Origin of the sequence: Vibrio sp. 2092, assembly GCF_033339635.1 — a bacterium.
GTDB lineage: Bacteria > Pseudomonadota > Gammaproteobacteria > Enterobacterales > Vibrionaceae > Vibrio > Vibrio alginolyticus.
The window spans coordinates 581,471-602,247 of record NZ_JAWOUY010000001.1 but is presented as its reverse complement, the minus strand read 5'-3'; the positions used below and the strand labels follow the sequence as shown (position 1 = coordinate 602,247).

Below are 20,777 nucleotides of genomic sequence, written 5' to 3'. Positions count from 1 at the left end.
AGAAAGAATTTTAAATGCTTGACTCTAATCTCAATGAATGTATAATCTAATCATAAATTAAAAGAAAGGTTATTTTATTATGGGGCTAGCAAAAAAAATTGCAGGCTTTCTCTTTATCGTTTTTTGCTTTCTGCTTGGTTTAGTTGCATTTTATGCATACGTGACAGACAAAGACGTAAATGAGTATGTGTCAAACTTCATGGGTTTGATTAAGCCTCTGGCTCAATTTTTGTGGGAAATCATTCTGGATTTCTGTAAGAACGTTGTTTCTGGGCTTTTTGAATGGAGTCCTTCTCCAGAAGAAATTCCGCTAGATATTAAATAGATAATCTATTGACAACAACAAAAACAATCAGTAATATTCTCTGGTTGGGATAATAACAATATAACAGGTTTTACAATGATAAAAGTTATTACGCCATCGACGGATCCTACCGTTCGAACTGGCATTAAGATTAATATCACAGATAAAAAGATTAATGACAGTGTCGAAGGTATTAGCATGTTCCGTGATCTTCCTTGCGGTAACTTGCAACAAATTGCTGAATCGTTAATTCGAATTCATCAGTATGCAACCGTACAAATGGTTGTAGAAACAAAAAATGACGAACTAATTGAGCTGCTAAGTACAGAAGCTACTAAGCAAGGTATTGAAGAAAACATTTTTCTTTAATGATATACCAAGCTCAATTATCAAGAGCTTGGCTGCGAATTAAAAATCGAGAGCACCCAAAGCTCTCGATTTTAATTTTATATAAAAACAAAAAATAATTCGGAGATATATCATGAAACGTAATCTAGCACTTCGTAACAGCCGTAAACGCAACAACTGGGCTGTTCAAACTAAAAAGTAATAGATAGGGCAAGCGGCGAAGCTTGCCTTTTTGCTATCTGGACAATGAGATTGCATTTGACTCATCACCGCCCATAATTCTTGAATAGAACTTAGAAAAACTATGACACTCTTGAATATCTTCTCTTAAGTGTAACGATTCCGATGATAGTGTTGATGCTAACTCTTTCTCAAGAACTCTTGCAGCAGCTTTTAGTTTTGGGCTGGCGTGTTTTGCTTCATTAGTTAGCATCAAGCTTTCAGCATGTTCAGAAAACTTTTCGTGCTTTGCGCACTTACTAAATAGACCTTCGAAAATTGAATTATCAAGATCTTTAAGACCATCAATTAACCACGCTGGACAGTCTGGCATCTTAGCAGCATTGCACACATTCTCATAAACGTAGTGTCCTAAAAACTCATGCACAATGGTTGATATATTGCACTTATCACTAACTAGGCTTACTATCGTCTGTCCATTCTGATAGAAATCAATGAACCCAAGAGACGATGAGTAGTATTCGTTCGGTAAATCTTGGTGATTATATTCAAAATCATCTTTCCCCCTAAATAAAGGAATGTTTGGATACTGACTTAACATCGCGAATTCAGAGAGAAAAGGAAAAGACTTGTTTGATGGTTCGTTAGAACCTGACTGACTGTTAATTCTCCCAACAAATCTTGCCATTGATTCACCAATAGTGCTTTCGTACCATTTTAATCGCTCATCTTTTGAAAATGTTTTCTTACCATTAACGTCATAAATTGAATCATCTAGGCGCTCTAGAAATCTAGATTCAGGTTGGTTATCAATCTCATCGGCGTAACTAATTATGATGTTTTCTTCATCGTCATTGATGTATTCGAATATGTCATTCGGGTTGCACTCATATTTTTGCGCGAGTTCTAATCGGCATTGATCATAAGTATCAACAGCCTTTTTTAGATTTGGGTATGCATTCAGTAATCTCGTTCTCGATTGGCTGAGTAGTTGTCCAATGTAATGCGGGAATGTTAATGCTTCAGCCATACCGCGAGACCATCCTGGCTCAAAATTTTGAATAATGTGCGCAAGTTCGTGGTTGATTACTTCATTTATATAGCAACATGCTTGATCGAAGCCATTAGCTTTGTAGAACTCTAAAAGCTTTTCTTTTGAGATGTTTATTTCACAAGAGCTAACAGTTAAACTCCCCGCAGCACTCATCCCTTCAACCATTCTGATAGATAGTTTCTTAGCTTTAGGATAAGCAGTGAAGATTGAGTTTTGAGGATTCATCTTCAGCAGTGACGCAACCCTGTATTTTTCACTATGGGGATTATCTAACATCATAGCTAAGTACGATGGGTCTATCCTTATTGGGTCGAATGTAAACCCTTTAAAACAAAAATCGTTATCACACCATACCAGTTTTGTAGCGGAGAAAATTTCTTCTTGTGATGCGCCAAGATTATGAAGCTCATTTGCAAGTGCGTACTGTCTTTCACTAATGAGATTTGAAGTTCTTCCAATAAGCTGAAAATACCGAGTGGAGTTTGTGTTGGCAGCAGCTTTAAGCTCATTCACGATATTAAGGCTAATAGCACTCAGCATTTCATGAGGATTTTTCTTTAATATGGGAGCTATAGTTTCAATATGCGCTGCTAGCAATTCGACAGCAACATCAATAGGTTCCTGGTTACTTGCGAGATTTGCATGAGTAAGCCTATCCCTTAAGACTTTAGCTTCCTTTGAATTAATTAATTTGGTCATGACTTTCTTTGACTCCGTTTTTAATTTATTATATATCAATTAAATAAAGCAATGAAGAGAATTGAAAGTTATGCAAAAAAAGATAATTATCCCGCGTAAAAAATTACAGTTGGTAATGGACTCATTTATCACGATATGGGAAAAGAACCTGCCTTCAGAAGACGATCTTGAGTTGGGAAAAAGTTTTAGAATTGGAGAAATCCCTGAAAAGCAAAAGATGAAAGATATCTTTTATTCGATTCTTGGGTTCAATAATCATGATGAACTCTTAAGGTTCACTAAGAATAATGAGAAAAAAATATGGGTTAATAGATCGTTAGGTGATTCTGAATTTTTCCCTAATGAAGAATTATTTTTGTCGGCTGTGAGAAAAGCATTAGCGCCCATCATCTTTACATCAGCTCTTGAAGAAAAGGCAAGTGACAATCCAATCAAAAAGCGAGCTACGATAATTAAAGACTTTTTCAATGAGGCATTGCAATTCATTGATGTTTTTGAATACGACCAACAAGACTGGGAAGTATACACTCTAGATGAAGATTCAGTGAAGCATGTTGTTGAAAACCCTGAAAACAGAGTTTCAATTAGCCTGTCTGAACCAGGAGAGGGTCTACTAGATATTTATGATCCTGAATCAATGGGATACCAAGTAGAGATAATCAATATCCAGAATATGTTCAAAAAATATCAAGATATTAAGCTTGATACAGATTTAAGTGGAAAGTTGTATAGAGTTAGATTAATGAAGGCAACGGATATCAATCTACTAAACACTTTTATATTGAAATCAACACTAATGAACGCGAAGTGGGTGATTGAAGTGAGAGAAAAGCTTGCGAATCATAAAAACCTGCAAGAGAAACTGAAACAACTTTCGAATGTTTCGGATATCACAATTAAAGTTCAATAACAAAAAGCAGAGTCGATGACTCTGCTTTTTGAAGTCAGATTTCGGTCTACATGCTTAGACCGACTTCTCGACCTTTAGCGCCAGGAATAAACGATTTAATATATTCAGCCACTTTCCCACGAAAGGATTCTTGGCTTTGCTCTTTTCCTGTTGGGGTTCCAGAAATTTTCATCTCTTTTCGCTTATCCACTTCCATATAGTCAGCCATTGTAGTTCTCAATGGTTGGATAAAGTGACGCTTAGCAAACTCACCTAAGAACTTTTTCTGTAGATCTTTATTTCCTTTCAAATCTTCCAGAGTATATGTTTTATCCTGATCGGTATCTAGTGAGAAAGAAGTGAATTCAGACTTGATAACGAACGAGTCCAGTTTGGTGCCATCATTTAAGGTTGTGAAGTTTGCGAATGAACGCTTACTTCCTAATGCTTTATGTAGAAGATGCTTAATTGCAGGTTCAGCGTTACTTAAATTGAATGATGCGCACAATGTAAATCCATCTTCTTTTAGGTTGCTAGGCTCAACTTTGAATCCGATTTTAGCATCATTCTTCAAAATATCAGCAGGAGATCGATCTTTGATTGCATCTGTGATCTGTCTGTTCGTTAAATTTGTCATATCAATTCTCTTCTTTGTTATTATTTATTTAGTTTTAATATTTTTCTACTAATAGAATAACAAATGGAGCTGGATATTACAATTTTAATATTCAATAAAAAGTATTACTGTGTTTAATAACAATTCGTTTCAGATTCTTCAACGGAATGAATGCAACTAAGTGTTTATTAAATGACGAAAAAAACCACCAGAGCTTTCTGGTGGTTATTAATAAAAAATTGGCTATTTGTTCTTACTGAAAAGATGTCTTTAGAACGCGTTTGTGAGAACCGTCAGCCATTAGAACTTTAGAGTATTCACCCATATTGGATTCGATAACCCCTTTCAGTATTTTCCTGGATTTAGGGTCAATGAATGACACTTTATCGCCTTTCTTGAAAATTCGAGAGTCTTGCTCTTTGTAATGTTCAAGTACTTGATTTAGTGAGATAGGTAAAGTGGAAGGATCGGCATCGCCAGTGATGGTTATGCCATCATTGGTATTCTTCATTTCGATTTCGCCAGATTTTGGGTCTCTATAACAAACTTTTATGGATTTCTCTGTTTTGCTTATAATGAATCCAATCACACTTATGTCATCTATTGATGCTTCTATAACGTCAAATTTATTTCTCATAATAATAATTTTTATTAGTTAATTTATTTGATTTTGATTTTACTTTTTTTAAGTCCTGTGTAAAGGTTTTTTTTGATATTCAGCCCAAATGATGAAAAAACATACAGAAATATGTATTGACTCTGATGTTTTTGCAGGTATAATCAAAACAATATCCAAAAATTAGCAAAAATCATGACTATTACAGAACAAATTCAATCCACAGTAAGAACCGTCATTGAGAACTTCCAAGGTAATCGAATCAATATTGCCTTAAGTGGCGGTGTAGATAGTGTTGTACTAGCTCACGCTGCTTCACGCGTATCTCATGAATCTCTTTACTGCCTACATGTAAATCATGGGATTTCCGATAACGCTGAAAAGTGGGAGAGCTTTTGCTTTGAATTCTGTAAGCAGATTGGAGCGAAATTCAAATCTAAACAATTTCACCTTAAAGGCGTTAACAATCTTGAGAGTGTAGCTAGAGATTGTCGGTATGAGTTTTTCATTGAAAATCTTTCAGATGGAGATGTTTTACTTACTGCGCATCACATGGATGATCAGGCAGAGACTTTTTTACTTAGATTAATGCGAGGGGCTGGTGTTGATGGTCTCGCATCAATGCGCCCAACTAGAGATTTGGGTAATGGAATTCTTGCTAGACCACTTCTAGGTTATTCTAAAGATGAACTCATGGCTTACGCAACGGAAAACGATTTGAAATGGGTAGAGGACGAATCAAATCAGTCTTCTGACTATGATCGAAACTTCCTAAGGAATGAAGTTCTTCCATTATTGAGAACTCGATGGGGAAATGCATCATCCTCTATCTCAAAATCAGCTTCATTGTGTCAACTTGCCTCAGAAATGAATGCTGTAAAAGCAAATGAATGGCTTAAAAACTGCTCACATCAAGAGAAAGAAAAACTTATTGTAAATGATTTTGTGAAAAATCTAGATGGTGATTCACAAACACTACTGGTGAGAGCATGGCTTAAAAGCAATGGTTATCAAGCAATCTCGTCAGGAAAGACTGCATATCTAATCGAAAGGTTAAATGGTTTGTCATCAAATGACACTAAATTTACCGTTGAGATTGAACATCAGACAAAAATTATGTTCTTTGATAATGCCCTGCATATTGTTAAAGATAATCAAAGGCTGGCTGTCAGTTTCTTACCTGCTAAGAAAGGGGATGTTGGTATCTCTATTGAACCAACAGAGCTAGAAGATTCAGTATACAAAGGATCCTTAAAGTTTAGATTCAAAGGCTGTAATCGAACTTTAAAGAAATTCCTACAAGAACAGCGTGTGCCATCTTGGGAAAGGGAAAAGTATCCTATTAAATTATTCAACGGTGAGGTTGTTACAGTTGGTGAGTGGGTATCTGACCTTTATCTAAGTAAAGAGCCTAAGTATAGACCAATCCTCACAAAGGATTAATTAGATAAAAAACCCACTGCTAATGCAGTGGGAAATTTCAAATGGGCTTTATTGCTCTTACTATGCTTTCCCCTAGTACTTCGGAAAGTTTTGGTGGAACAGCATTCCCAATCTGTCTGTATTGCGCTCCCATAGTACCTTTAAAGTCCCAATGGTCAGGGAAAGATTGGATTCTGGCATATTCTCTTACGGATAATGGTCTTGTTTCTATAGGGTGACATCTCCCTGTTTGTTTCTGGGCTGGTGAACAGGTTAGGGTGGGGGATGGTCTATCCATTGCGAGCCTTTTAAACGTCCCTGAATTACCCCCGCCATTAAATAGGCTGGCTCCCATTACTTCAATTTTTATAGTATCGGGTAAATCTCGCCAGTTACCGCCTTCAGGAATCAGCTCAAAGACCCCGTGAGCCTTTTTAGGGTACTTTTGACCTATGGATTCAGGTACATCTATTGGGTACAGTGAGCCGCTACACAGAGCGTCTGAGACAACTTTTATGTCTGGGTTTTTTGCAGGCCACTTGAATTGTATCTTCAAATCTTCTCTGAATCCTACAATGAATAGTCTTTCTCTCTTTTGAGGTATTCCGTAGTGGAACGCATTGAGTACTTTGGGAGCTTCAACGTTGTAGCCTAAATCCTCAAGCACTGAAACCATAGTCTTTAGCGTTCTACCTTTATCATGAGTCGCTAATCCTTTTACGTTTTCCATAATAAAAGCATCTGGCTCAACTTCTTTTATTGCCCTTGCGAACTGATAGAATAGTGTTCCACGAGTATCTTCAAACCCTAGTCGGTTTCCGTTATGTGAGAATGGTTGGCATGGTACTCCACCAGAAATCAAATTTACTCTTCGATACCACTTTGTAAAATCAATATTTTCAATTGCATCATTAACAATATTACCATTGATGTTTGCTCTCAAAGTCTCACATGCATCCTTATCGATTTCGTTAAGCAGTACGTGTTTAAATCCTGCATTGGCTAATCCTAGCGCCATTCCACCAGCACCACTGAATAGTTCAATAGACTTTAAATTAACGGATTGAGTTACATTTGGTTCAATTTTATCGTCAAGAAGAAACGACAATCCATCAAGATGTGCCAGATCTTCTCGCGTAAATCCTCGTTGCGAAGAAGCAATCAGTTTTTCAGATTTTATCCAGGTATTTATTGTGCGTAATGATACGCCGAGCAAGTCACTGACCAGCTCAGGTGAGAAATATTTGATCATATAGTTTCTTTTTATTCTTTATTTTATTTATTAAACTTATTTATATTAAAAAAGGCGCAATGCGCCTTTTTTAGTTACAAACATCAGAGCGCTTATTGTATATCGCTATGTTTTGCATTGTTTTTGTCTCATCATTGTTTAGCCGTGCTTGATGACCACTAGGAAAATATAGTCCTGGCTTGCTCAAGTCGATATTCTTAACGTAGTACAAAGGAATGCTAAAAGCTTTATCGCCATTTTTTTGCTTGATTACAGAAAACCCATCCATTTTTGGAATGTTATAGCATCTCTTACCGTTTTCACCATTGAGCATTATCCATGCACCACCAGTCTGCTCAGACTTTTCATGAGCCTGAACTGAAAGCTTATTGCAATTAATTGATTTAAAGTCTGGATTTATTGCGGCAAAAGAAGAGCATTGACTAACATCAGAAAACGAAACCACCTTCATTGTAGGGCTACTAACGGCTCCATTATCATCAAGGATGCGATCTTTAAGCATGAAAAAGCCACCAGCACATAGAGAAAGTGCAATGATATTGATTATAGAGTGTGTTTTCTTAGCTTTCTCTTTAGCTTTCGCTAGCTTTATTCTATTTTGCTCTTGCTGCATCTGAGTAATACCTTGAATTTCCTTTTCAATATCAATGGCATTATCAGTGCTACTAACTGAATTTGTATTCTTTTCCGATGACATTTGTACACCTATTTATTATTATTAAATTTTTGCATTCTTAATTCTATCAGCAAAGATTTTTTAATTCCATAATAAAAAATCAAAAATAATCCATTAAAAGATAAGTTTAAGTGTAAAATCAAGTGGTTTTTCTTACTTAATTGCAACCTAATGATTGATTCATAGTCTAGAGTTATTATGAAAATCACAAATAAATCACTTAATAATTTGAAGCAATACTCAGTTTTTTCAAACACGCTTCATAATTAAGGCAAATAAAAAACAATGACTTATTGAAAGAATTACTGCATAGTGTTATCATTTATCAGCTATTAAATAAGAGATAATAAAAATGTCTACAAATAAACAAACCGAACAAAAAAGCAGCAAAGGGATCATATTAGCTTCTGCAATCGCAATTGCACTTGCTGGTGGTACTATCTATGGAAATCACGTATTTACTAAAAAATATGAGGGTGTGCGTGATGGCTTCATTAAAGACTTTAGCAGTAACGGCGACCTGAGCATCAAGCTGGTAAATGCAGAAAAAGGGTTCTTCAGTGTAACCGACACTTTTGAGCTTTCCATGAAAGGGCATACTGATAAGCTATACCTTAAAAATGCTGTAAAAATTAGACCTGGCGAGATTCCAGGAAAGATCACACTTGATTTTAACGAAATTAGCGAGTCAACAGTTGAGGAAATGCCACAACTTAAAGATATTAGCTTGAACTGGGTAGCTAAAGCTGATGGAAAGTTTAAGTTTGAGCTTGATTTCCCTGATATGCAGAAGAGCGAACAATACATCGGTAGTTACGGTAGAAAGATTCAGAGTCAATTCCGAATTAAAGGTGTTTCACTTTCTGGTGAATTTGATAAAGACCAGATGAGCGCTGTTTATCAAATTGAGAACCTCAACATAAAGGATGGTGATAAGACTTTTGACATTTCTAAGTTTGGTGGTACTGAAACTTATAAATGGAAAAACGGATGGATTACCGAAGCTAAGACTGATTTCTCCGTTGATCGAATCATGCTGAATGAAAACAAGGAATTTATAGATTTCGGAAAGCTAACGGCAACTTCTGATTTAACCATGACAGACTCAATGTCTATTCATCAAAAAATCAAATTAGATGGCGTTACAGGCATGTTTAATGGCATCAAGCTAAAAGAATCAGATTATACGCTTGATTGGGAGTTAAACGATGTTTACATGAAAGACATCATTGACGCATCTGAAACAAGTGATGATATTTCTCGAAATATGAGTGGTGAGCTTCTTAGCAGCATGTTTAAGAAAGGCATAACATTCAAAATCAACGAGTTGAAATCAGATTGGTTTGATATTGACTTAGATGTTAAGTTTAAGAGCTTCTCTGAAGAGCCGCGAACTTTACATGAATTCTTAGAAAAAGTTACTGCTGAATTAAATGTGTCAGTTGATAAAGCAATGACAGCTAAACTAGGAATTCCTCCATTTATGATTCAAGATCACATTGATCAAGGCGTTATCTCTGATAATGGTAAAAACATTGAGACTCACGCCGAAGTGAAAGAAGGAACGTTAACCATTAACGGGAATGAAATTCCACTTCCAAAAAATATGTAATGGCTTTTAGTTAAGTCACGTAACCAAAAAGAGGTGAAACGAGAAGTTTCACCTTTTATTTACTTTTAATTCGATTTGTGTATAATGGAGGAAACTATGAGTAGTATGACAGAAGAAGAGAAGCATGTTTTTTCTACGCATATCGTACTAACCTTGTTAGCCCTGATGCTTACATTCTCTCTTCTAGCAGTTTTCGCCATGTTTGTTGCCAATAAAGCTGCTATTGATTCATATGATCGTCATAAGACGAATGTGTTAACAGTTATTGAGAATACAACAGATTGGACGTACTCGATAAAAGATTCAAGCATTTCAATCTTAAACGATGATAAGGTTGAGATTATTGGATTTGCCAATTCTTACGGTCAATCAATTACACTTGAAAGTAAAGTTAGTGTTGGCATCTGGGATATGAATGGTAGCGTCCGTATATTAGGTGTAAAAGGGGTGAATGAAAGCCTGTTAAGCTACGATGCAAATTGGACATTCATCATTGGCGAGAATGACTTGCTTGTTAAAGAGAATGGTTCAATCAAAGAACAGTTTGTTGACCTAATCGCTATAAAAGAATCTATGATAAAGGATAAAAAATAATGGCTAAGAAAGTATATGTTGTTTGGGTAGGCAGAAAGAAAGGGGTTATGAAAACGTGGGCTGAAACACAAGCAGCAGTTAATAAATTCCCTGGCGCTAAGTACAAAAGCTTCCTGCCAAGCGAGGCTAACGAAGCCTTTAAGAAGGGTTGGAAAGCATACTACCCAGAAAAAGCTAAGCAACATGTACCAGACAAGCCGTTATTCGAATGCCTAACAGTTGATGCCTCTTATTCACAAAAGACACAAGAACTGATTTATAGGGGCGTATTAAACGTATCCAAAGAAGAGGTCTTTAGAAGTAAAGTCTTCATTGGTGGTTCTGCAAACATTGGTGAGTATCTAGCGCTCGTTGATGGTATCAAATACCTGATGAACTCGAATGTACACAACTTACCACTAATCATTTACAGTGATTCAGCGAATGCCATTTACTGGTATGAAAACAAAGCACACAACTCAGACGTTATCCGCAGTGGCAATGCAGACCCTGAGCTTGTGCGATTAATGGGAGAGGCCGATCAGTTCCTTAGAACTTGTAAAGATGCTGGCTCAATTGAAATTCGTAAGTGGCATACAAAAGAGTGGTCAAAAGAAATCCCTGCTGATTTTGGGAAGAAGTAAATCACTTGGCTTTGAGTTTGAAAAACTCTGATCTGCTTATGTGACCATCTTTGTTGGTGTCTATACTTTCAAAGATGGTCAAATAAGGGAATGTTTGTACATCGACTATGAAATCTGACTTAGGCGCTTCATAGATGTCATTGCCTTGGTCACTCCCCCATGAATACACAATGGACTGGTTAATAATAGCTTCCAAGCCATGTCGTTTTATAAAGATATCGAATTCATCCTTTGAGATTGTGTCAGAAAGATTTATGTCCATTTCGAAAAGTATGCGGTTGGTTTCTGAGTTTTTGTTTATCAGAGATCTATAAGCATATGCTTTCCACTCTTCAAATTGTAAAACCATATCGCCATTTCTATCATATCGCTGGAAATCTCTCGTTAACTTAGTGCTTCCATAATTCGCTATGGCGAACGCATCTATTGGCAGTGCAATTCCTATGAAAGATAAAAAAACTGATAATTTATTTTTTGACTTACTCATAATGTAGGGTCTTATTCTTTATTTGTTTTTTATTGTTTTGTTGTATTTTATATGTATAATAAAAACTATCTTTATAGCCTCTAGTGTTCTATAATACCTAAATAAGAAATAGGAGGGAACATGTCATACACTGATTTCTACCATGCTAATAAGTCAGCAAATGGTATCGCTCTTCGTTTAGATGTGGGATTGCTTAACGACGATGTTAGCAATGTTTTCGATGGCTTCTTTGCAAACGAAAATCCAGAAACCCTCAAAAGCTACGAAGATAAAGGTATGAGTATTTACAAGTGCTCAATCAATAAAGAGAATATCATCTCATCTCGAAATCTTCAAAAAACACCAGAAAATATGGCGATTTTGAAATCAATATGTAATGTGGATGATGGGAACATACTGGATATGTTTTCTGATTTTATCTTCCTTGGTCGAAGCAACATTGTTGACTTAGAAGCTTTCATTGACGTTATTCCTACTAAGGCAGATTACACGCCAAACGCCACTAAAGCTGGTAAGTTGAACTTTTTAAAGCATGAGATTATCAGGCTAAAAGGTAGAATTGCAGCTAAACTAGGCTATGATGGAATCAAGATGACAATTAAGGGGCAAACATTAGTCCTAATTGTTAACCCGTTGATCGAGTGGCAGTATGTAGAAAAGAAGATAGCGCAAGCAGCTTAAGCTGACTTGAATATAATTTAGATTAAATTAAAAGAAAAGGCTGGTGGGCTAATGAATTTTGATTTGCCTGATTTGAGTAAAGATCATGCTGTCGTAAAAGCTGGACGATTAATGCAGCACCTATATCACCAATATGAAACCGCTCTAGAGCCATGTACTAGGGTTCTAGAAGCTTTTCCAGAGTTAAAGCCAGATCAGGTTATGTGCTTATGGGTAGGCGTTAATATTGCTGAAAATCAAGAATGTAGAGAACATATCGAGCTAGTTACACCTTAATTGTCAGCTAAGACACAAAAAACCGAGACACTTCTCGGTTTTTATTTATTAAACAAAAACATCTACTGAACAACCTTTACTCTTATCACCAGCGCTTTTTTGCTCCAAACCAACTACCTTTCTGTTTTGAGATGAATCCTTGAAATGATTTAATTCATTCACATTTGCCCTGGGTGTTGAGGGACTTGCCATGTATACGGTTGGTACTTTTCGAGCATAGTAAGTATTGATATTCATTTTATTCACTTTATTATTTTTTATTCATTTATCTAATGATAGCATGAGGTGTTTTTTATTGACAATTTTTGGTCAAATTGTATATTAATAAATAAAAATCAATTTAATTAATTAGAATAAAGAAGGAATTATGAGAAAGATAACCACTAAAACCGAATCGGATCTATCGGATAAGCTAGCAAAAGCTAAAGAACAGTTATTGCGAAAGAAAAATCGCGACGATTCTAAAGAAAGCGGTTTTGATCACTCTGATTTCACAACAATTGCTATCATTGTTTGCGCTATGCTTAGCTATGGACTAGCAACATTACCGAAAGGTGAGCAGGGATCCTCTCAGGTGAAAAAAGATGTGGTAATCACAGAAGCTGCTATCAATGAAGATGTTAAAGAGAGCCTGAGAATAATAAAAAATGATGTAAGTAAGGCTAAAGAAACCCCAAGTATTGGTATGCACTTATTGAGAAAAGGGACACCTGAAGATCTTAAAGCTTCTATTGCTAAAAACAGAGAATACTTAGATTTTTGCGATTCACTAAAAATGGGAGGTACAGTCAGAAGTTTTAAACGGTCTTGGGTAATGAACTACCAATGTAAAAAGGGAGATTTCGAATACTCAAATACAGTCAACTATAACTTTAGCACCGCTATTACAGCGGATTATGAGGTTAAAATGGTATTTGAGATTGATAAACAATCTGGATACAAAATTGAATACAGCGATAAAGAAAATTATGTAGCTAGAGTTGGGGCTGGAACTATTAGCGCTCTAGGAAGTCTTGAGGCATTGGCTGATAGGCAGTTGGGCTGGGTCAATAAAGTTATGAAGTATGAGCTAAATAAAAGCCTGAAAAGTGAGTATGACAAGCATGTAGTTGAATCTATATTATAGGTGAAATATGAATAAAGTAATTACAAATAAAATAATAGATATCTACGAGACATCTGATATTCATACGGAAAACTTTAACGATTTATATCCAAGAAGTGTATTTTGGAGTCAATTCGATGCCATTAAACCTATCCACCGTGATCATTTCAATGTGCTTATTCTAGCGGGAGATATTTTCAAACTTAGAAAGGGGGTGCTCGCGAAAGAGGTAGTTTCGGAATTGAGGAATCGCTTTGATCTTGTTTTGTATGTGCCAGGAAACCACGAATACTACAATTCTAACTTTGATAGTGAGTCATTGAAAGGAATTGAAAAACTCAATGAGATTGATGGCGTATTTGTTCTTGATAATGATGACATTGTCCTAAAGGGTGAAGAGGGAGAGATTGCATTTATAGGATCTACCTTATGGACAGATATTGCTCTAAACAAAGAAGACGCAGATTACGTATCTGAATATCTTGGTCAAGGGACGTATCGATTCCGAGACTTTAAAGCTATTCGGAAAAAGCTTATCGGCAAAAATTCATATGCCCGACTAAAACCTATTGACCAAACTCTAAGGCATAAAGAGTGTGTGTTGTTTTTGGATGAGACAATTGAAAAACACAAAAACGAAAATAGAACAGTGATTGTAATCACGCATCACAGCCCAAGTTTTAAGTCTGCGTCAAGATTTAAGAAAGGTACTCCGATTGAATTCAAAGACACAATTAGAAAGTTGAACTCTGAAGGTATAGTGCCGAGATTAAGCCCATTAGAGGGCGGGGATATTGACCTATATGCCAAATATGCTGGTAAAGGTACAAGTTTGTATTGTTCTAATCTCGACCCATTGATTAAAAGGTTGCAGCCTGATTTTTGGTTTCATGGTCATATACATGAAAAAATAGCTTATTATATTGGGGATACGCTTATTCAAAGCGAACCATTTGGTTATATCAATAGAAAAGAGCTGAGGGAAGTGAGAGAACAGATTCCTATCAAGATAAGCTTCAAATAAACAAAAGCCGTAGTCATTGTGCTACGGCTTTAGTGATTTTTGTATTTTATCCAAACAGGAATAAGCTCATAAGAAATAATAGGATGAATACAATTCGCTTATAGAGTCTCAGTTTTCTATGCTGAGCTAAAATTGTTTCTTGTTCGGTTCTTTTGTTAGGATGCTTTTTGAGGTAATAGGGTTTAAGCTTATCTGTCGGGGTATATGAATATTGAGACCATTTACCCTTATATCCTTGAATTGAATCATTTCTTGTTTCGGCTCTATACCACTTAATGCCACATTTGCAAGTACCACTAATTGAATTGAATTCTCCGAAATATGCTAAACCACCATTCAATCCCTGACCATTATTATCCAAGGACTCTCTACAGCATTTTTTAACTTTATCGCCAAACATTGGATATTAACCACTCTTAAGTTTTTTTTGGTTAAATGTTGTCTTGTACACTTTAAATCCGTGACCTGTATCCTTCATAAATACAAAAGAATGTAAATACAAATCTTTACAGTCTATAGTGTGGGCATAAATCCTGATGTTATGCTTAGACTCAATCTTGGTAAATCCAGCGCGACTTGATAGGCGCTCAAAAGTGTTATTGCAATTTTCAACTTCAATTTTAAAGTTGTCTCTAATGTCTATTAATGACTCATTAAAGTCTATATCAACCACATTATACATTTTTGATATCGATGCATCATTGTCATCAATTCTATTCTCGAAAAAACTCAACTGTGATTGCGCAGGGTAAAAGAGTTCGTCTATGTTTGCACCATCTGGGTTTTCTAGGAAAGAAACATAAACATTCAATCCAGGCTCCTTCCCGTCGATAAGTGCCTGATCTGAGATTAAAACCGAATTTTTATAAATGAAAACACCAGAAACTATTACTAGAATTGTCATAAGATGTAGCATTACGCGGTTACTTTTTTTCCAAAAATTCATTACTAGTCCGCCGAATATTTTTATGTAACACATTAAAGCATAACTAGGTGTATAGCTCAATTGTTTGCGGTATAATATTGATATCTAACAAGTAAGTTTGCCGAAAAAGCCATTTATTAAATTGTTAAAAATAAAAAATGATTACTGATTGATTAAGCAAACCTTAGAATGATATAATTAATAGAATAAAAAATATTAATTGATGAGAAGAATATGATACAAGAACCATCCAATAAAATTGCTAGATTTGAATTGTTTAAAGTCTCAAAGTTAATGACTGGTGATTCTAGTGATAGTCGCTTTGCACGAGAGCAAGCCCAACAAGCAGTAAAAACACTCGCTTTGGAGCATGACATTAACATCGCTAAAAAGGCTACTACAATTGTGTTGTCTCAAGATGCAATTGATAACCTTCCATTAAGTAAAGCATTAGTTCTAAATGATGAGACATCATTGAAGGATTTGATAAGCGATATAGCCGAGGAAGCTTTTGAAAATAAAGCGTTATTGAATTTTTTCGATGTATCTGAAAGCAACAGAAATATTCCTGGTAATATATCGGTGCAATTAAAATTTACTGACTTCCCTGAAATGCGAACTGAAGTTTTCAACGCTTTGAGTAGTATCTCTGAACAATTGGAAGAACTTGGTGTTGAGTCTAACGGCATTAAAGCAAGAACTTTCGGATTCGACTTGGACTTAAAAAGTTTTGTGCGAAGAGTTGGAAATTTTGAAGATGTTTGGGTCTTTGAGACTGATAATGAGATTATCTCTTTTGCAAATGAAGAAACTCAAGATCAAATGCTTGGCGAGCTTTTGACTACAAAGGATAATCCCTCAAATGCAAGCATGAAATTTTTTGTAGAGCAGAACCCTGACCTCGAAAAGGTGTTTAACGCTTGGATGGCTAAACAGCAAAAACCATCCATGAAGATGGATGGTTTAACCATGTAACGTGCTAATTCCAAACTTAACCATACATAAGACCTTGAGATGAATTATCTCGGGTCTTTTGTTTTAAGAATAAATCAACATGCTCAACTGTTGCCAGTTCACTATCACAAATGGCGCGTAATTCTTCCATTGTACCTACAAAGCTAAAATCTTCACGCTGTTCAATAATAGGTGAATGGTCGAGATCCCACTTATGAAAAACCATTCCATTAGCTCTGCGCTCTACTAAAACAGGGATCTCATATGCATTATTTTCACGATCAAATACACCGAAACCAGCACATACCTTACCGCCTTTTCCGATAGTAACCTTTGGTTTTAATTTGCTAGATAAAAATCTATTAGCAATTGTTTTTACTGTGATCATAATTTTCTTAAGTAATTAATTTTTATTAATTATACTATATTCGCCAATGCATTAGAAATTTTTTATCTAAAGAAATACAGAATATTGTCTGCATCTTCTTGCTCCAATGCGATACCAACGTAGATCTCACCGAACTCATTGACTTTGTCTGTAATAACATTACAGACTATTTCCAGATCTTCTTTATACAATTTCTGATTCTCTTCAGACATTAGCTGGTAGAACAAATCTTCTGAACCACAAAGATTGAGAAAATATTCGTAAAAATCAGAAGTCGATGACGGGTCTATTGTAAATATTTCTGCCAAAGTTCTCTGCTGTATATAATTCACGTAGTCTATTGGATTGAAGCTTTCTGACTGACGAACTCTATCTGCACACATCTCTGCAATAAGACACTGAAAAAGCAAAGTATTTCTATTGTTTAGTTTGTTCATTTTTAATTCTTATTCTTATTGATTAATTTTTTACATTCTAAACAATTACGAATAAAAATAAAGCGCAAGTTTACTTAACTTGCGCTTTTTCCTTTTGTTGATAATTTGATCACATCTTTATGAAATAAGATTTCTTAGTAGCTCTATTGCTTTGTTAACCACATAAAATTGCGCATCGACTCGATTCTTATCTTGAAGCTCTTCACTGGTTACTTCGAGTGCGGTTATATCTCCATTAACTTTGATTCCAATGAATGCTTGTCTTTTACGGTCAACGCCATTATCGTCAGTAAATGGTTCTGCGTATCCTGTTGTTGAGATTGCAATATCAGAAGAAAATAGCTTTGTACACCCATCTACCATTTGTCTGGCAACCAACTCAGAAACAGCATTCGCACGAACGGCTTCTTCATGGTCAACCCCCAACAATGTTACTTTCATCGGAATTGAGTACGCTGTTAATCCTCCGACGAAATACTTTGAAGATCCTGATTGTGAGGAAAGGGCTAACTGAACAAGACCGCTTGTTAAGCTTTCCGCGCAAGAGATAGTATAGCCATTATCTATTAGGTATTTATGTAAGAATTCGACATTCGACTTTTCTAGTAATTTTTGAGCTATAGCCTGAGAGTGTTTATTATCCATATTTAATCCTTAAAATTGCGGCAATCCACTAACATGGCGAACAAGTGCCGCATAAATTTTCTTATGTTCGTTCTTTGAGCCTGAAATCCAATAGGCTTGATCAATCGTCTTTATCAAATCAAGAATTAGAGCTTTACTGTTTTTAAGAAAGTAATTCTTACAAAAGAATCTATTTCCTGTCGTTTTGGTTAAGTGGGTAACTTCTACAATTAATAAACGTAATACTTCCAAATCTTGGTTCTCAAGTTTCTCTGTGCTCTTTGATAGAGTGGATACTTGATTCTGAATAATCAATTCAAAATTTGACTTAGATAAATTAATCCTGTCACGTATCAAGGTATCAGAAGGTAATTTTACTGAATCAATTTTTCTCATTAGATATGAGCATGTGAGCATATTGATCAATGAAGGGGTTCTCTTCATTTTAGTGATATGAAGCTCCAGCATAATCAGGTCGTTTTCATCAAAATCACGAATATTTTGAGACTGAATGTTCAAGTCATTGAGCTTAACCTTACTTAGTTCATCCTTAAGTCTATCCTTAATCACTCCAGAGAATGCGTTTTGAATGTCATTGCAGTTATCAAACTGAACTAAGCTTAAACGAGCAGATTTTAGTTCTTTCATGAAATCTAAATCTTTATCAGGATGCATTGAATGTAATGCGATTCTATCCATGACGCGCAATGTTTCTAAGTTAGCATTCAGTCTCTTTGATGCTGATTCATACTTTTTGTAGACGATACTTTGAATATCGCCAGGGAGTGATTGATACTGTTTCTTGATAGCTTTCAGATACTTTGCGGCAACAAGTGAGTCAAAAATAAATTTCTTAGATAGATTATGTAATCTCATCAACTCTTGTGTAACCCGCTTTTGAGCTTCAATCTTAATTTCATCATCTGAGCGGATATATGTAATCAACCCACTTTTTATCAGATAGGAACGAATGTCAGCATAGCTAATGGAGTCTACATTTACTGCGTATGGCAAACCACTAGGCAATGTTGTCTTAAGATCTCTTAACTGAACAACTTTTGACTTAATCTTTAGGTATTCATTATCAAATGTTGGGTAATTTACTGTTAAAAACAGGTCTTTTTTTCTTCTGGACTCTCGAACATTCTTAACTGTTAATGAAAACACATTGTGATTTTTATTGCTTCCAAACATAAGGTCTCCATAGGTAATGGAGAATGCATTCAATCGTTCTTCTGGGATTAGCCAGACCAAATTTATATTGTTGGCAATATAGAATCGTTCACGTTCTTCAATTGTTTGAGGGTTAATCCAGACATTAATCACCTCAAATGCCCACTTTTGATCGTTGTTTTGCTCAAAGTACACATCAGGGCTACGCCATTCACCTGTGCCTGTTGAATCGATAATTTTGGGGTCTAGTTGAATCGTGCTCTTTTTGACTGAATTTGTTTTCAAAAGGCATTTAACTAAGTTAAGTTTTACGAATTTACTTAAGCGACTTTCCGATTTATCTTCGATCCTATCGAAGATTGGGCTACTTTTCCCTTTATAAAATGGGCATGAATAAACAGCATCACCAGTTTTACGATTTGAAAATGGTTGATGCTTCAAAAAAACCGATTTATGTCTTCTAGAGATTGTAACTGGGTTTCTACAGTGCTCACAAATCAATAAAGGAGCTTCATCAGACATAGAGCCTGTTAACTCTCTTCGTAGACCGAAAAGTGTCACAGAATCATTCTGATTGGCAAATGATACAACATCATTTGCAGTAATGCTTTTGTCTGCACCACGAACTGATATCTTCCAGTTGTTATAATCCATAAATACAATCTTTAGTCTTTAATTTTTTGATAAGTAACTATAGCTCAAATTATCATGAATTGGAAACAAGAAGTGAGTGGGTCATCATACTTTAGGAATTAATGATAAACAGTAAATTGACTGTATGGATCTTATAATGTAAGTTGTTATTAACAATAACCTAAAAAATAATATAAAAATGCAAATATTAGAATCTGTAATTGCTAAGTTTGTTGATTATGTGCCTTCAATCGAAAGGAAAACAATCAACAATCTTCTTTTATCTAATGCTGATTTCAATGAATGGCTTAAGTTTTGTGAGTCATGTATTAGAAGGGGCATTTCATCAATCGCTCTACATGATGAGATTTATTTTAGGTCTAGGAAGATTTCAGTTGATGACGACTACATTTCCAACATTCTTGTAGATGTTATGGATTTTCTAATTAGTAAGAAAATTGTAAACTCATACGGATAGAAAATGATAAATAAGCAAGAATGTTTTGAAGTCATAACCAAGCCTGGTGAAATCAAGATCATATTTAACGGTAAAACCCTTGTTACGTTCGACTCAATTGAAAAGAAATTCGAAATCAAAAACAAGTTAATCGAAACAATTCGCTCAAAAGTTACTCGTAATAGTATCTACCAAAAAATCTCCGAGATTGTTTCCGAGAATGGTTTACCAGCAAAGTACAAATGGGCTGATACCGCAATTCTTGCAATAGAGCCAGCTCTTCATTGCTTGAAACTGGAGTCTGTTGATTTAACAGAATTAGCCATATTAGAAAAAAAGGTTCTTCTTTCTAGCACGAATGGCTTGTATTACCTATACAGCAACACTAGAGCAAGTGTAAGAATTGAGTTAATAAATCTCTTAAACTCTCGATTTGAAAACAACTCAGATGAAGAAAATGAGCTACTGATTGGATTCCTAATTGTTAATGACGCAAAGATTGCGCATAGGCTAATTTATGGTCAAAGCCTTAAATCTGGCATCATTCCTAAGTTCAAAGAAGATCAGTTTAATCGAGAATTTGAAAAACTATCCTCTCAAGTAAAGGAGTGTTTAAATATCTCTTCTATTGAGCCTCATTTCAAAAACGCTGAGGAAATTGTTAAGTACTACCAAGAAGAGTACTTAGCACATTTCAAATAATAAGGGGGCGGATATCCGCCCCCAGC

At 35.4% G+C, this 20,777-nt stretch carries 25 protein-coding genes; 13 read left to right on the top strand and 12 right to left on the bottom strand.

Features of this window, described 5'->3' with window-relative positions:
* The first annotated feature begins 79 nt into the window (after positions 1 to 79).
* Both R7P80_RS03625 and R7P80_RS03620 read left to right on the top strand, forming a co-directional pair.
* A complete protein-coding gene (locus tag R7P80_RS03625) occupies positions 80 to 325 on the top strand; it encodes a hypothetical protein (protein WP_020331810.1) in 246 nt (81 codons plus the stop codon).
* Between the two features lie 75 nt (positions 326 to 400).
* Positions 401 to 673 (top strand): hypothetical protein, encoded by a 273-nt coding sequence (locus R7P80_RS03620; RefSeq protein WP_038129596.1) that lies wholly within the window; start codon positions 401 to 403, stop codon positions 671 to 673.
* 214 nt (positions 674 to 887) lie between these two features.
* On the opposite strand, the gene R7P80_RS03615 is transcribed toward R7P80_RS03620, so the two are convergent.
* Positions 888 to 2,585: a hypothetical protein gene (locus tag R7P80_RS03615; RefSeq protein WP_318096682.1), complete on the bottom strand. Its 1,698-nt coding sequence runs from the start codon at positions 2,583 to 2,585 to the stop codon at positions 888 to 890.
* Positions 2,586 to 2,655: 70 nt separating this feature from the next.
* Here R7P80_RS03615 and R7P80_RS03610 point away from each other — a divergent pair, with 70 nt between their 5' ends.
* Complete coding sequence (locus tag R7P80_RS03610; RefSeq protein ID WP_045595405.1) at positions 2,656 to 3,495, top strand: hypothetical protein; 840 nt, start codon at positions 2,656 to 2,658, stop codon at positions 3,493 to 3,495.
* Between the two features lie 46 nt (positions 3,496 to 3,541).
* Here the strand turns inward: R7P80_RS03610 and R7P80_RS03605 are convergent, their stop codons facing one another.
* Positions 3,542 to 4,111 carry a hypothetical protein gene (locus R7P80_RS03605; protein ID WP_038129600.1) on the bottom strand — a complete coding sequence of 190 codons (570 nt, stop codon included), beginning with the start codon at positions 4,109 to 4,111 and terminating at the stop codon, positions 3,542 to 3,544.
* Positions 4,112 to 4,343: 232 nt separating this feature from the next.
* On the bottom strand, positions 4,344 to 4,601 hold the full coding sequence (locus R7P80_RS03600) for a hypothetical protein (protein WP_020331815.1): 258 nt from the start codon (positions 4,599 to 4,601) through the stop codon (positions 4,344 to 4,346).
* A gap of 300 nt (positions 4,602 to 4,901) precedes the next feature.
* Here R7P80_RS03600 and tilS point away from each other — a divergent pair, with 300 nt between their 5' ends.
* On the top strand, positions 4,902 to 6,149 hold the full coding sequence (gene tilS, locus R7P80_RS03595; protein WP_318096681.1) for a tRNA lysidine(34) synthetase TilS: 1,248 nt from the start codon (positions 4,902 to 4,904) through the stop codon (positions 6,147 to 6,149).
* Between the two features lie 37 nt (positions 6,150 to 6,186).
* Here the strand turns inward: tilS and dcm are convergent, their stop codons facing one another.
* Positions 6,187 to 7,380, bottom strand: coding sequence for a DNA (cytosine-5-)-methyltransferase (gene dcm, locus R7P80_RS03590; RefSeq protein ID WP_318096680.1), 1,194 nt, complete (start codon positions 7,378 to 7,380; stop codon positions 6,187 to 6,189).
* Between the two features lie 70 nt (positions 7,381 to 7,450).
* The gene (locus R7P80_RS03585; protein ID WP_116921364.1) at positions 7,451 to 8,077 is read right to left on the bottom strand and encodes a hypothetical protein; all 627 of its coding nucleotides are present in this window, start codon (positions 8,075 to 8,077) and stop codon (positions 7,451 to 7,453) included.
* A 331-nt stretch (positions 8,078 to 8,408) separates the two neighbouring features.
* Here R7P80_RS03585 and R7P80_RS03580 point away from each other — a divergent pair, with 331 nt between their 5' ends.
* From R7P80_RS03580 to R7P80_RS03570, 3 genes are all read left to right on the top strand, one after another.
* Positions 8,409 to 9,668, top strand: coding sequence for a DUF945 family protein (locus R7P80_RS03580; protein ID WP_020331819.1), 1,260 nt, complete (start codon positions 8,409 to 8,411; stop codon positions 9,666 to 9,668).
* A 96-nt stretch (positions 9,669 to 9,764) separates the two neighbouring features.
* Positions 9,765 to 10,262 carry a hypothetical protein gene (locus tag R7P80_RS03575; RefSeq protein WP_038129608.1) on the top strand — a complete coding sequence of 166 codons (498 nt, stop codon included), beginning with the start codon at positions 9,765 to 9,767 and terminating at the stop codon, positions 10,260 to 10,262.
* The gene (locus R7P80_RS03570) at positions 10,262 to 10,885 is read left to right on the top strand and encodes a ribonuclease H family protein (RefSeq protein WP_318096679.1); all 624 of its coding nucleotides are present in this window, start codon (positions 10,262 to 10,264) and stop codon (positions 10,883 to 10,885) included. Before R7P80_RS03575 ends, R7P80_RS03570 begins: the two co-directional genes overlap by 1 nt.
* 1 nt (position 10,886) lies before the next feature.
* Here the strand turns inward: R7P80_RS03570 and R7P80_RS03565 are convergent, their stop codons facing one another.
* The gene (locus R7P80_RS03565) at positions 10,887 to 11,372 is read right to left on the bottom strand and encodes a hypothetical protein (RefSeq protein WP_229623724.1); all 486 of its coding nucleotides are present in this window, start codon (positions 11,370 to 11,372) and stop codon (positions 10,887 to 10,889) included.
* A gap of 120 nt (positions 11,373 to 11,492) precedes the next feature.
* Here R7P80_RS03565 and R7P80_RS03560 point away from each other — a divergent pair, with 120 nt between their 5' ends.
* Together R7P80_RS03560 and R7P80_RS03555 are read left to right on the top strand one after the other, a co-directional pair.
* Positions 11,493 to 12,053 carry a hypothetical protein gene (locus R7P80_RS03560; protein ID WP_038129619.1) on the top strand — a complete coding sequence of 187 codons (561 nt, stop codon included), beginning with the start codon at positions 11,493 to 11,495 and terminating at the stop codon, positions 12,051 to 12,053.
* Between the two features lie 51 nt (positions 12,054 to 12,104).
* On the top strand, positions 12,105 to 12,329 hold the full coding sequence (locus R7P80_RS03555; protein ID WP_229623725.1) for a hypothetical protein: 225 nt from the start codon (positions 12,105 to 12,107) through the stop codon (positions 12,327 to 12,329).
* A gap of 48 nt (positions 12,330 to 12,377) precedes the next feature.
* Here the strand turns inward: R7P80_RS03555 and R7P80_RS03550 are convergent, their stop codons facing one another.
* A complete protein-coding gene (locus tag R7P80_RS03550) occupies positions 12,378 to 12,566 on the bottom strand; it encodes a hypothetical protein (protein ID WP_045595394.1) in 189 nt (62 codons plus the stop codon).
* Between the two features lie 130 nt (positions 12,567 to 12,696).
* Here R7P80_RS03550 and R7P80_RS03545 point away from each other — a divergent pair, with 130 nt between their 5' ends.
* Together R7P80_RS03545 and R7P80_RS03540 are read left to right on the top strand one after the other, a co-directional pair.
* Positions 12,697 to 13,455 carry a hypothetical protein gene (locus R7P80_RS03545; RefSeq protein WP_318096678.1) on the top strand — a complete coding sequence of 253 codons (759 nt, stop codon included), beginning with the start codon at positions 12,697 to 12,699 and terminating at the stop codon, positions 13,453 to 13,455.
* Positions 13,456 to 13,462: 7 nt separating this feature from the next.
* Positions 13,463 to 14,458 carry a metallophosphoesterase gene (locus R7P80_RS03540; RefSeq protein ID WP_318096677.1) on the top strand — a complete coding sequence of 332 codons (996 nt, stop codon included), beginning with the start codon at positions 13,463 to 13,465 and terminating at the stop codon, positions 14,456 to 14,458.
* 406 nt (positions 14,459 to 14,864) lie between these two features.
* Here the strand turns inward: R7P80_RS03540 and R7P80_RS03535 are convergent, their stop codons facing one another.
* Entirely contained in the window at positions 14,865 to 15,404 is a 540-nt protein-coding gene (locus tag R7P80_RS03535) for a hypothetical protein (protein ID WP_141194974.1), read from the bottom strand.
* Between the two features lie 213 nt (positions 15,405 to 15,617).
* Here R7P80_RS03535 and R7P80_RS03530 point away from each other — a divergent pair, with 213 nt between their 5' ends.
* Entirely contained in the window at positions 15,618 to 16,358 is a 741-nt protein-coding gene (locus tag R7P80_RS03530) for a hypothetical protein (RefSeq protein WP_318096676.1), read from the top strand.
* Between the two features lie 16 nt (positions 16,359 to 16,374).
* Here the strand turns inward: R7P80_RS03530 and R7P80_RS03525 are convergent, their stop codons facing one another.
* The 4 genes from R7P80_RS03525 to R7P80_RS03510 all read right to left on the bottom strand — a co-directional run bounded on the left by R7P80_RS03525 (position 16,375) and on the right by R7P80_RS03510 (position 19,613).
* Positions 16,375 to 16,725 (bottom strand): hypothetical protein, encoded by a 351-nt coding sequence (locus R7P80_RS03525; RefSeq protein WP_045595388.1) that lies wholly within the window; start codon positions 16,723 to 16,725, stop codon positions 16,375 to 16,377.
* A 62-nt stretch (positions 16,726 to 16,787) separates the two neighbouring features.
* Entirely contained in the window at positions 16,788 to 17,033 is a 246-nt protein-coding gene (locus R7P80_RS03520) for a hypothetical protein (RefSeq protein WP_318076755.1), read from the bottom strand.
* A 246-nt stretch (positions 17,034 to 17,279) separates the two neighbouring features.
* Positions 17,280 to 17,807 carry a CinA family protein gene (locus R7P80_RS03515; RefSeq protein WP_318086747.1) on the bottom strand — a complete coding sequence of 176 codons (528 nt, stop codon included), beginning with the start codon at positions 17,805 to 17,807 and terminating at the stop codon, positions 17,280 to 17,282.
* A 9-nt stretch (positions 17,808 to 17,816) separates the two neighbouring features.
* Complete coding sequence (locus tag R7P80_RS03510) at positions 17,817 to 19,613, bottom strand: hypothetical protein (protein ID WP_045595387.1); 1,797 nt, start codon at positions 19,611 to 19,613, stop codon at positions 17,817 to 17,819.
* A 460-nt stretch (positions 19,614 to 20,073) separates the two neighbouring features.
* Between R7P80_RS03510 and R7P80_RS03505 the strand changes: the two genes are divergently transcribed.
* Positions 20,074 to 20,751, top strand: a complete 678-nt coding sequence (locus R7P80_RS03505) for a hypothetical protein (RefSeq protein WP_045595384.1) — start codon at positions 20,074 to 20,076, stop codon at positions 20,749 to 20,751.
* Positions 20,752 to 20,777: the final 26 nt, after the last annotated feature.

Excerpts from the sequence above, each read along its gene's own strand:
- R7P80_RS03625 (WP_020331810.1), top strand. The coding sequence starts at position 80 with ATGGGGCTAGCAAAAAAAATTGCAGGCTTTCTCTTTATCGTTTTTTGC.
- R7P80_RS03620 (WP_038129596.1), top strand. The coding sequence starts at position 401 with ATGATAAAAGTTATTACGCCATCGACGGATCCTACCGTTCGAACTGGC.
- R7P80_RS03615 (WP_318096682.1), bottom strand. The coding sequence starts at position 2,585 with ATGACCAAATTAATTAATTCAAAGGAAGCTAAAGTCTTAAGGGATAGG.
- R7P80_RS03610 (WP_045595405.1), top strand. The coding sequence starts at position 2,656 with ATGCAAAAAAAGATAATTATCCCGCGTAAAAAATTACAGTTGGTAATG.
- R7P80_RS03605 (WP_038129600.1), bottom strand. The coding sequence starts at position 4,111 with ATGACAAATTTAACGAACAGACAGATCACAGATGCAATCAAAGATCGA.
- R7P80_RS03600 (WP_020331815.1), bottom strand. The coding sequence starts at position 4,601 with ATGAAGAATACCAATGATGGCATAACCATCACTGGCGATGCCGATCCT.
- tilS (WP_318096681.1), top strand. The coding sequence starts at position 4,902 with ATGACTATTACAGAACAAATTCAATCCACAGTAAGAACCGTCATTGAG.
- dcm (WP_318096680.1), bottom strand. The coding sequence starts at position 7,380 with ATGATCAAATATTTCTCACCTGAGCTGGTCAGTGACTTGCTCGGCGTA.
- R7P80_RS03585 (WP_116921364.1), bottom strand. The coding sequence starts at position 8,077 with ATGTCATCGGAAAAGAATACAAATTCAGTTAGTAGCACTGATAATGCC.
- R7P80_RS03580 (WP_020331819.1), top strand. The coding sequence starts at position 8,409 with ATGTCTACAAATAAACAAACCGAACAAAAAAGCAGCAAAGGGATCATA.
- R7P80_RS03575 (WP_038129608.1), top strand. The coding sequence starts at position 9,765 with ATGAGTAGTATGACAGAAGAAGAGAAGCATGTTTTTTCTACGCATATC.
- R7P80_RS03570 (WP_318096679.1), top strand. The coding sequence starts at position 10,262 with ATGGCTAAGAAAGTATATGTTGTTTGGGTAGGCAGAAAGAAAGGGGTT.
- R7P80_RS03565 (WP_229623724.1), bottom strand. The coding sequence starts at position 11,372 with ATGAGTAAGTCAAAAAATAAATTATCAGTTTTTTTATCTTTCATAGGA.
- R7P80_RS03560 (WP_038129619.1), top strand. The coding sequence starts at position 11,493 with ATGTCATACACTGATTTCTACCATGCTAATAAGTCAGCAAATGGTATC.
- R7P80_RS03555 (WP_229623725.1), top strand. The coding sequence starts at position 12,105 with ATGAATTTTGATTTGCCTGATTTGAGTAAAGATCATGCTGTCGTAAAA.
- R7P80_RS03550 (WP_045595394.1), bottom strand. The coding sequence starts at position 12,566 with ATGAATATCAATACTTACTATGCTCGAAAAGTACCAACCGTATACATG.
- R7P80_RS03545 (WP_318096678.1), top strand. The coding sequence starts at position 12,697 with ATGAGAAAGATAACCACTAAAACCGAATCGGATCTATCGGATAAGCTA.
- R7P80_RS03540 (WP_318096677.1), top strand. The coding sequence starts at position 13,463 with ATGAATAAAGTAATTACAAATAAAATAATAGATATCTACGAGACATCT.
- R7P80_RS03535 (WP_141194974.1), bottom strand. The coding sequence starts at position 15,404 with ATGAATTTTTGGAAAAAAAGTAACCGCGTAATGCTACATCTTATGACA.
- R7P80_RS03530 (WP_318096676.1), top strand. The coding sequence starts at position 15,618 with ATGATACAAGAACCATCCAATAAAATTGCTAGATTTGAATTGTTTAAA.
- R7P80_RS03525 (WP_045595388.1), bottom strand. The coding sequence starts at position 16,725 with ATGATCACAGTAAAAACAATTGCTAATAGATTTTTATCTAGCAAATTA.
- R7P80_RS03515 (WP_318086747.1), bottom strand. The coding sequence starts at position 17,807 with ATGGATAATAAACACTCTCAGGCTATAGCTCAAAAATTACTAGAAAAG.
- R7P80_RS03510 (WP_045595387.1), bottom strand. The coding sequence starts at position 19,613 with ATGGATTATAACAACTGGAAGATATCAGTTCGTGGTGCAGACAAAAGC.
- R7P80_RS03505 (WP_045595384.1), top strand. The coding sequence starts at position 20,074 with ATGATAAATAAGCAAGAATGTTTTGAAGTCATAACCAAGCCTGGTGAA.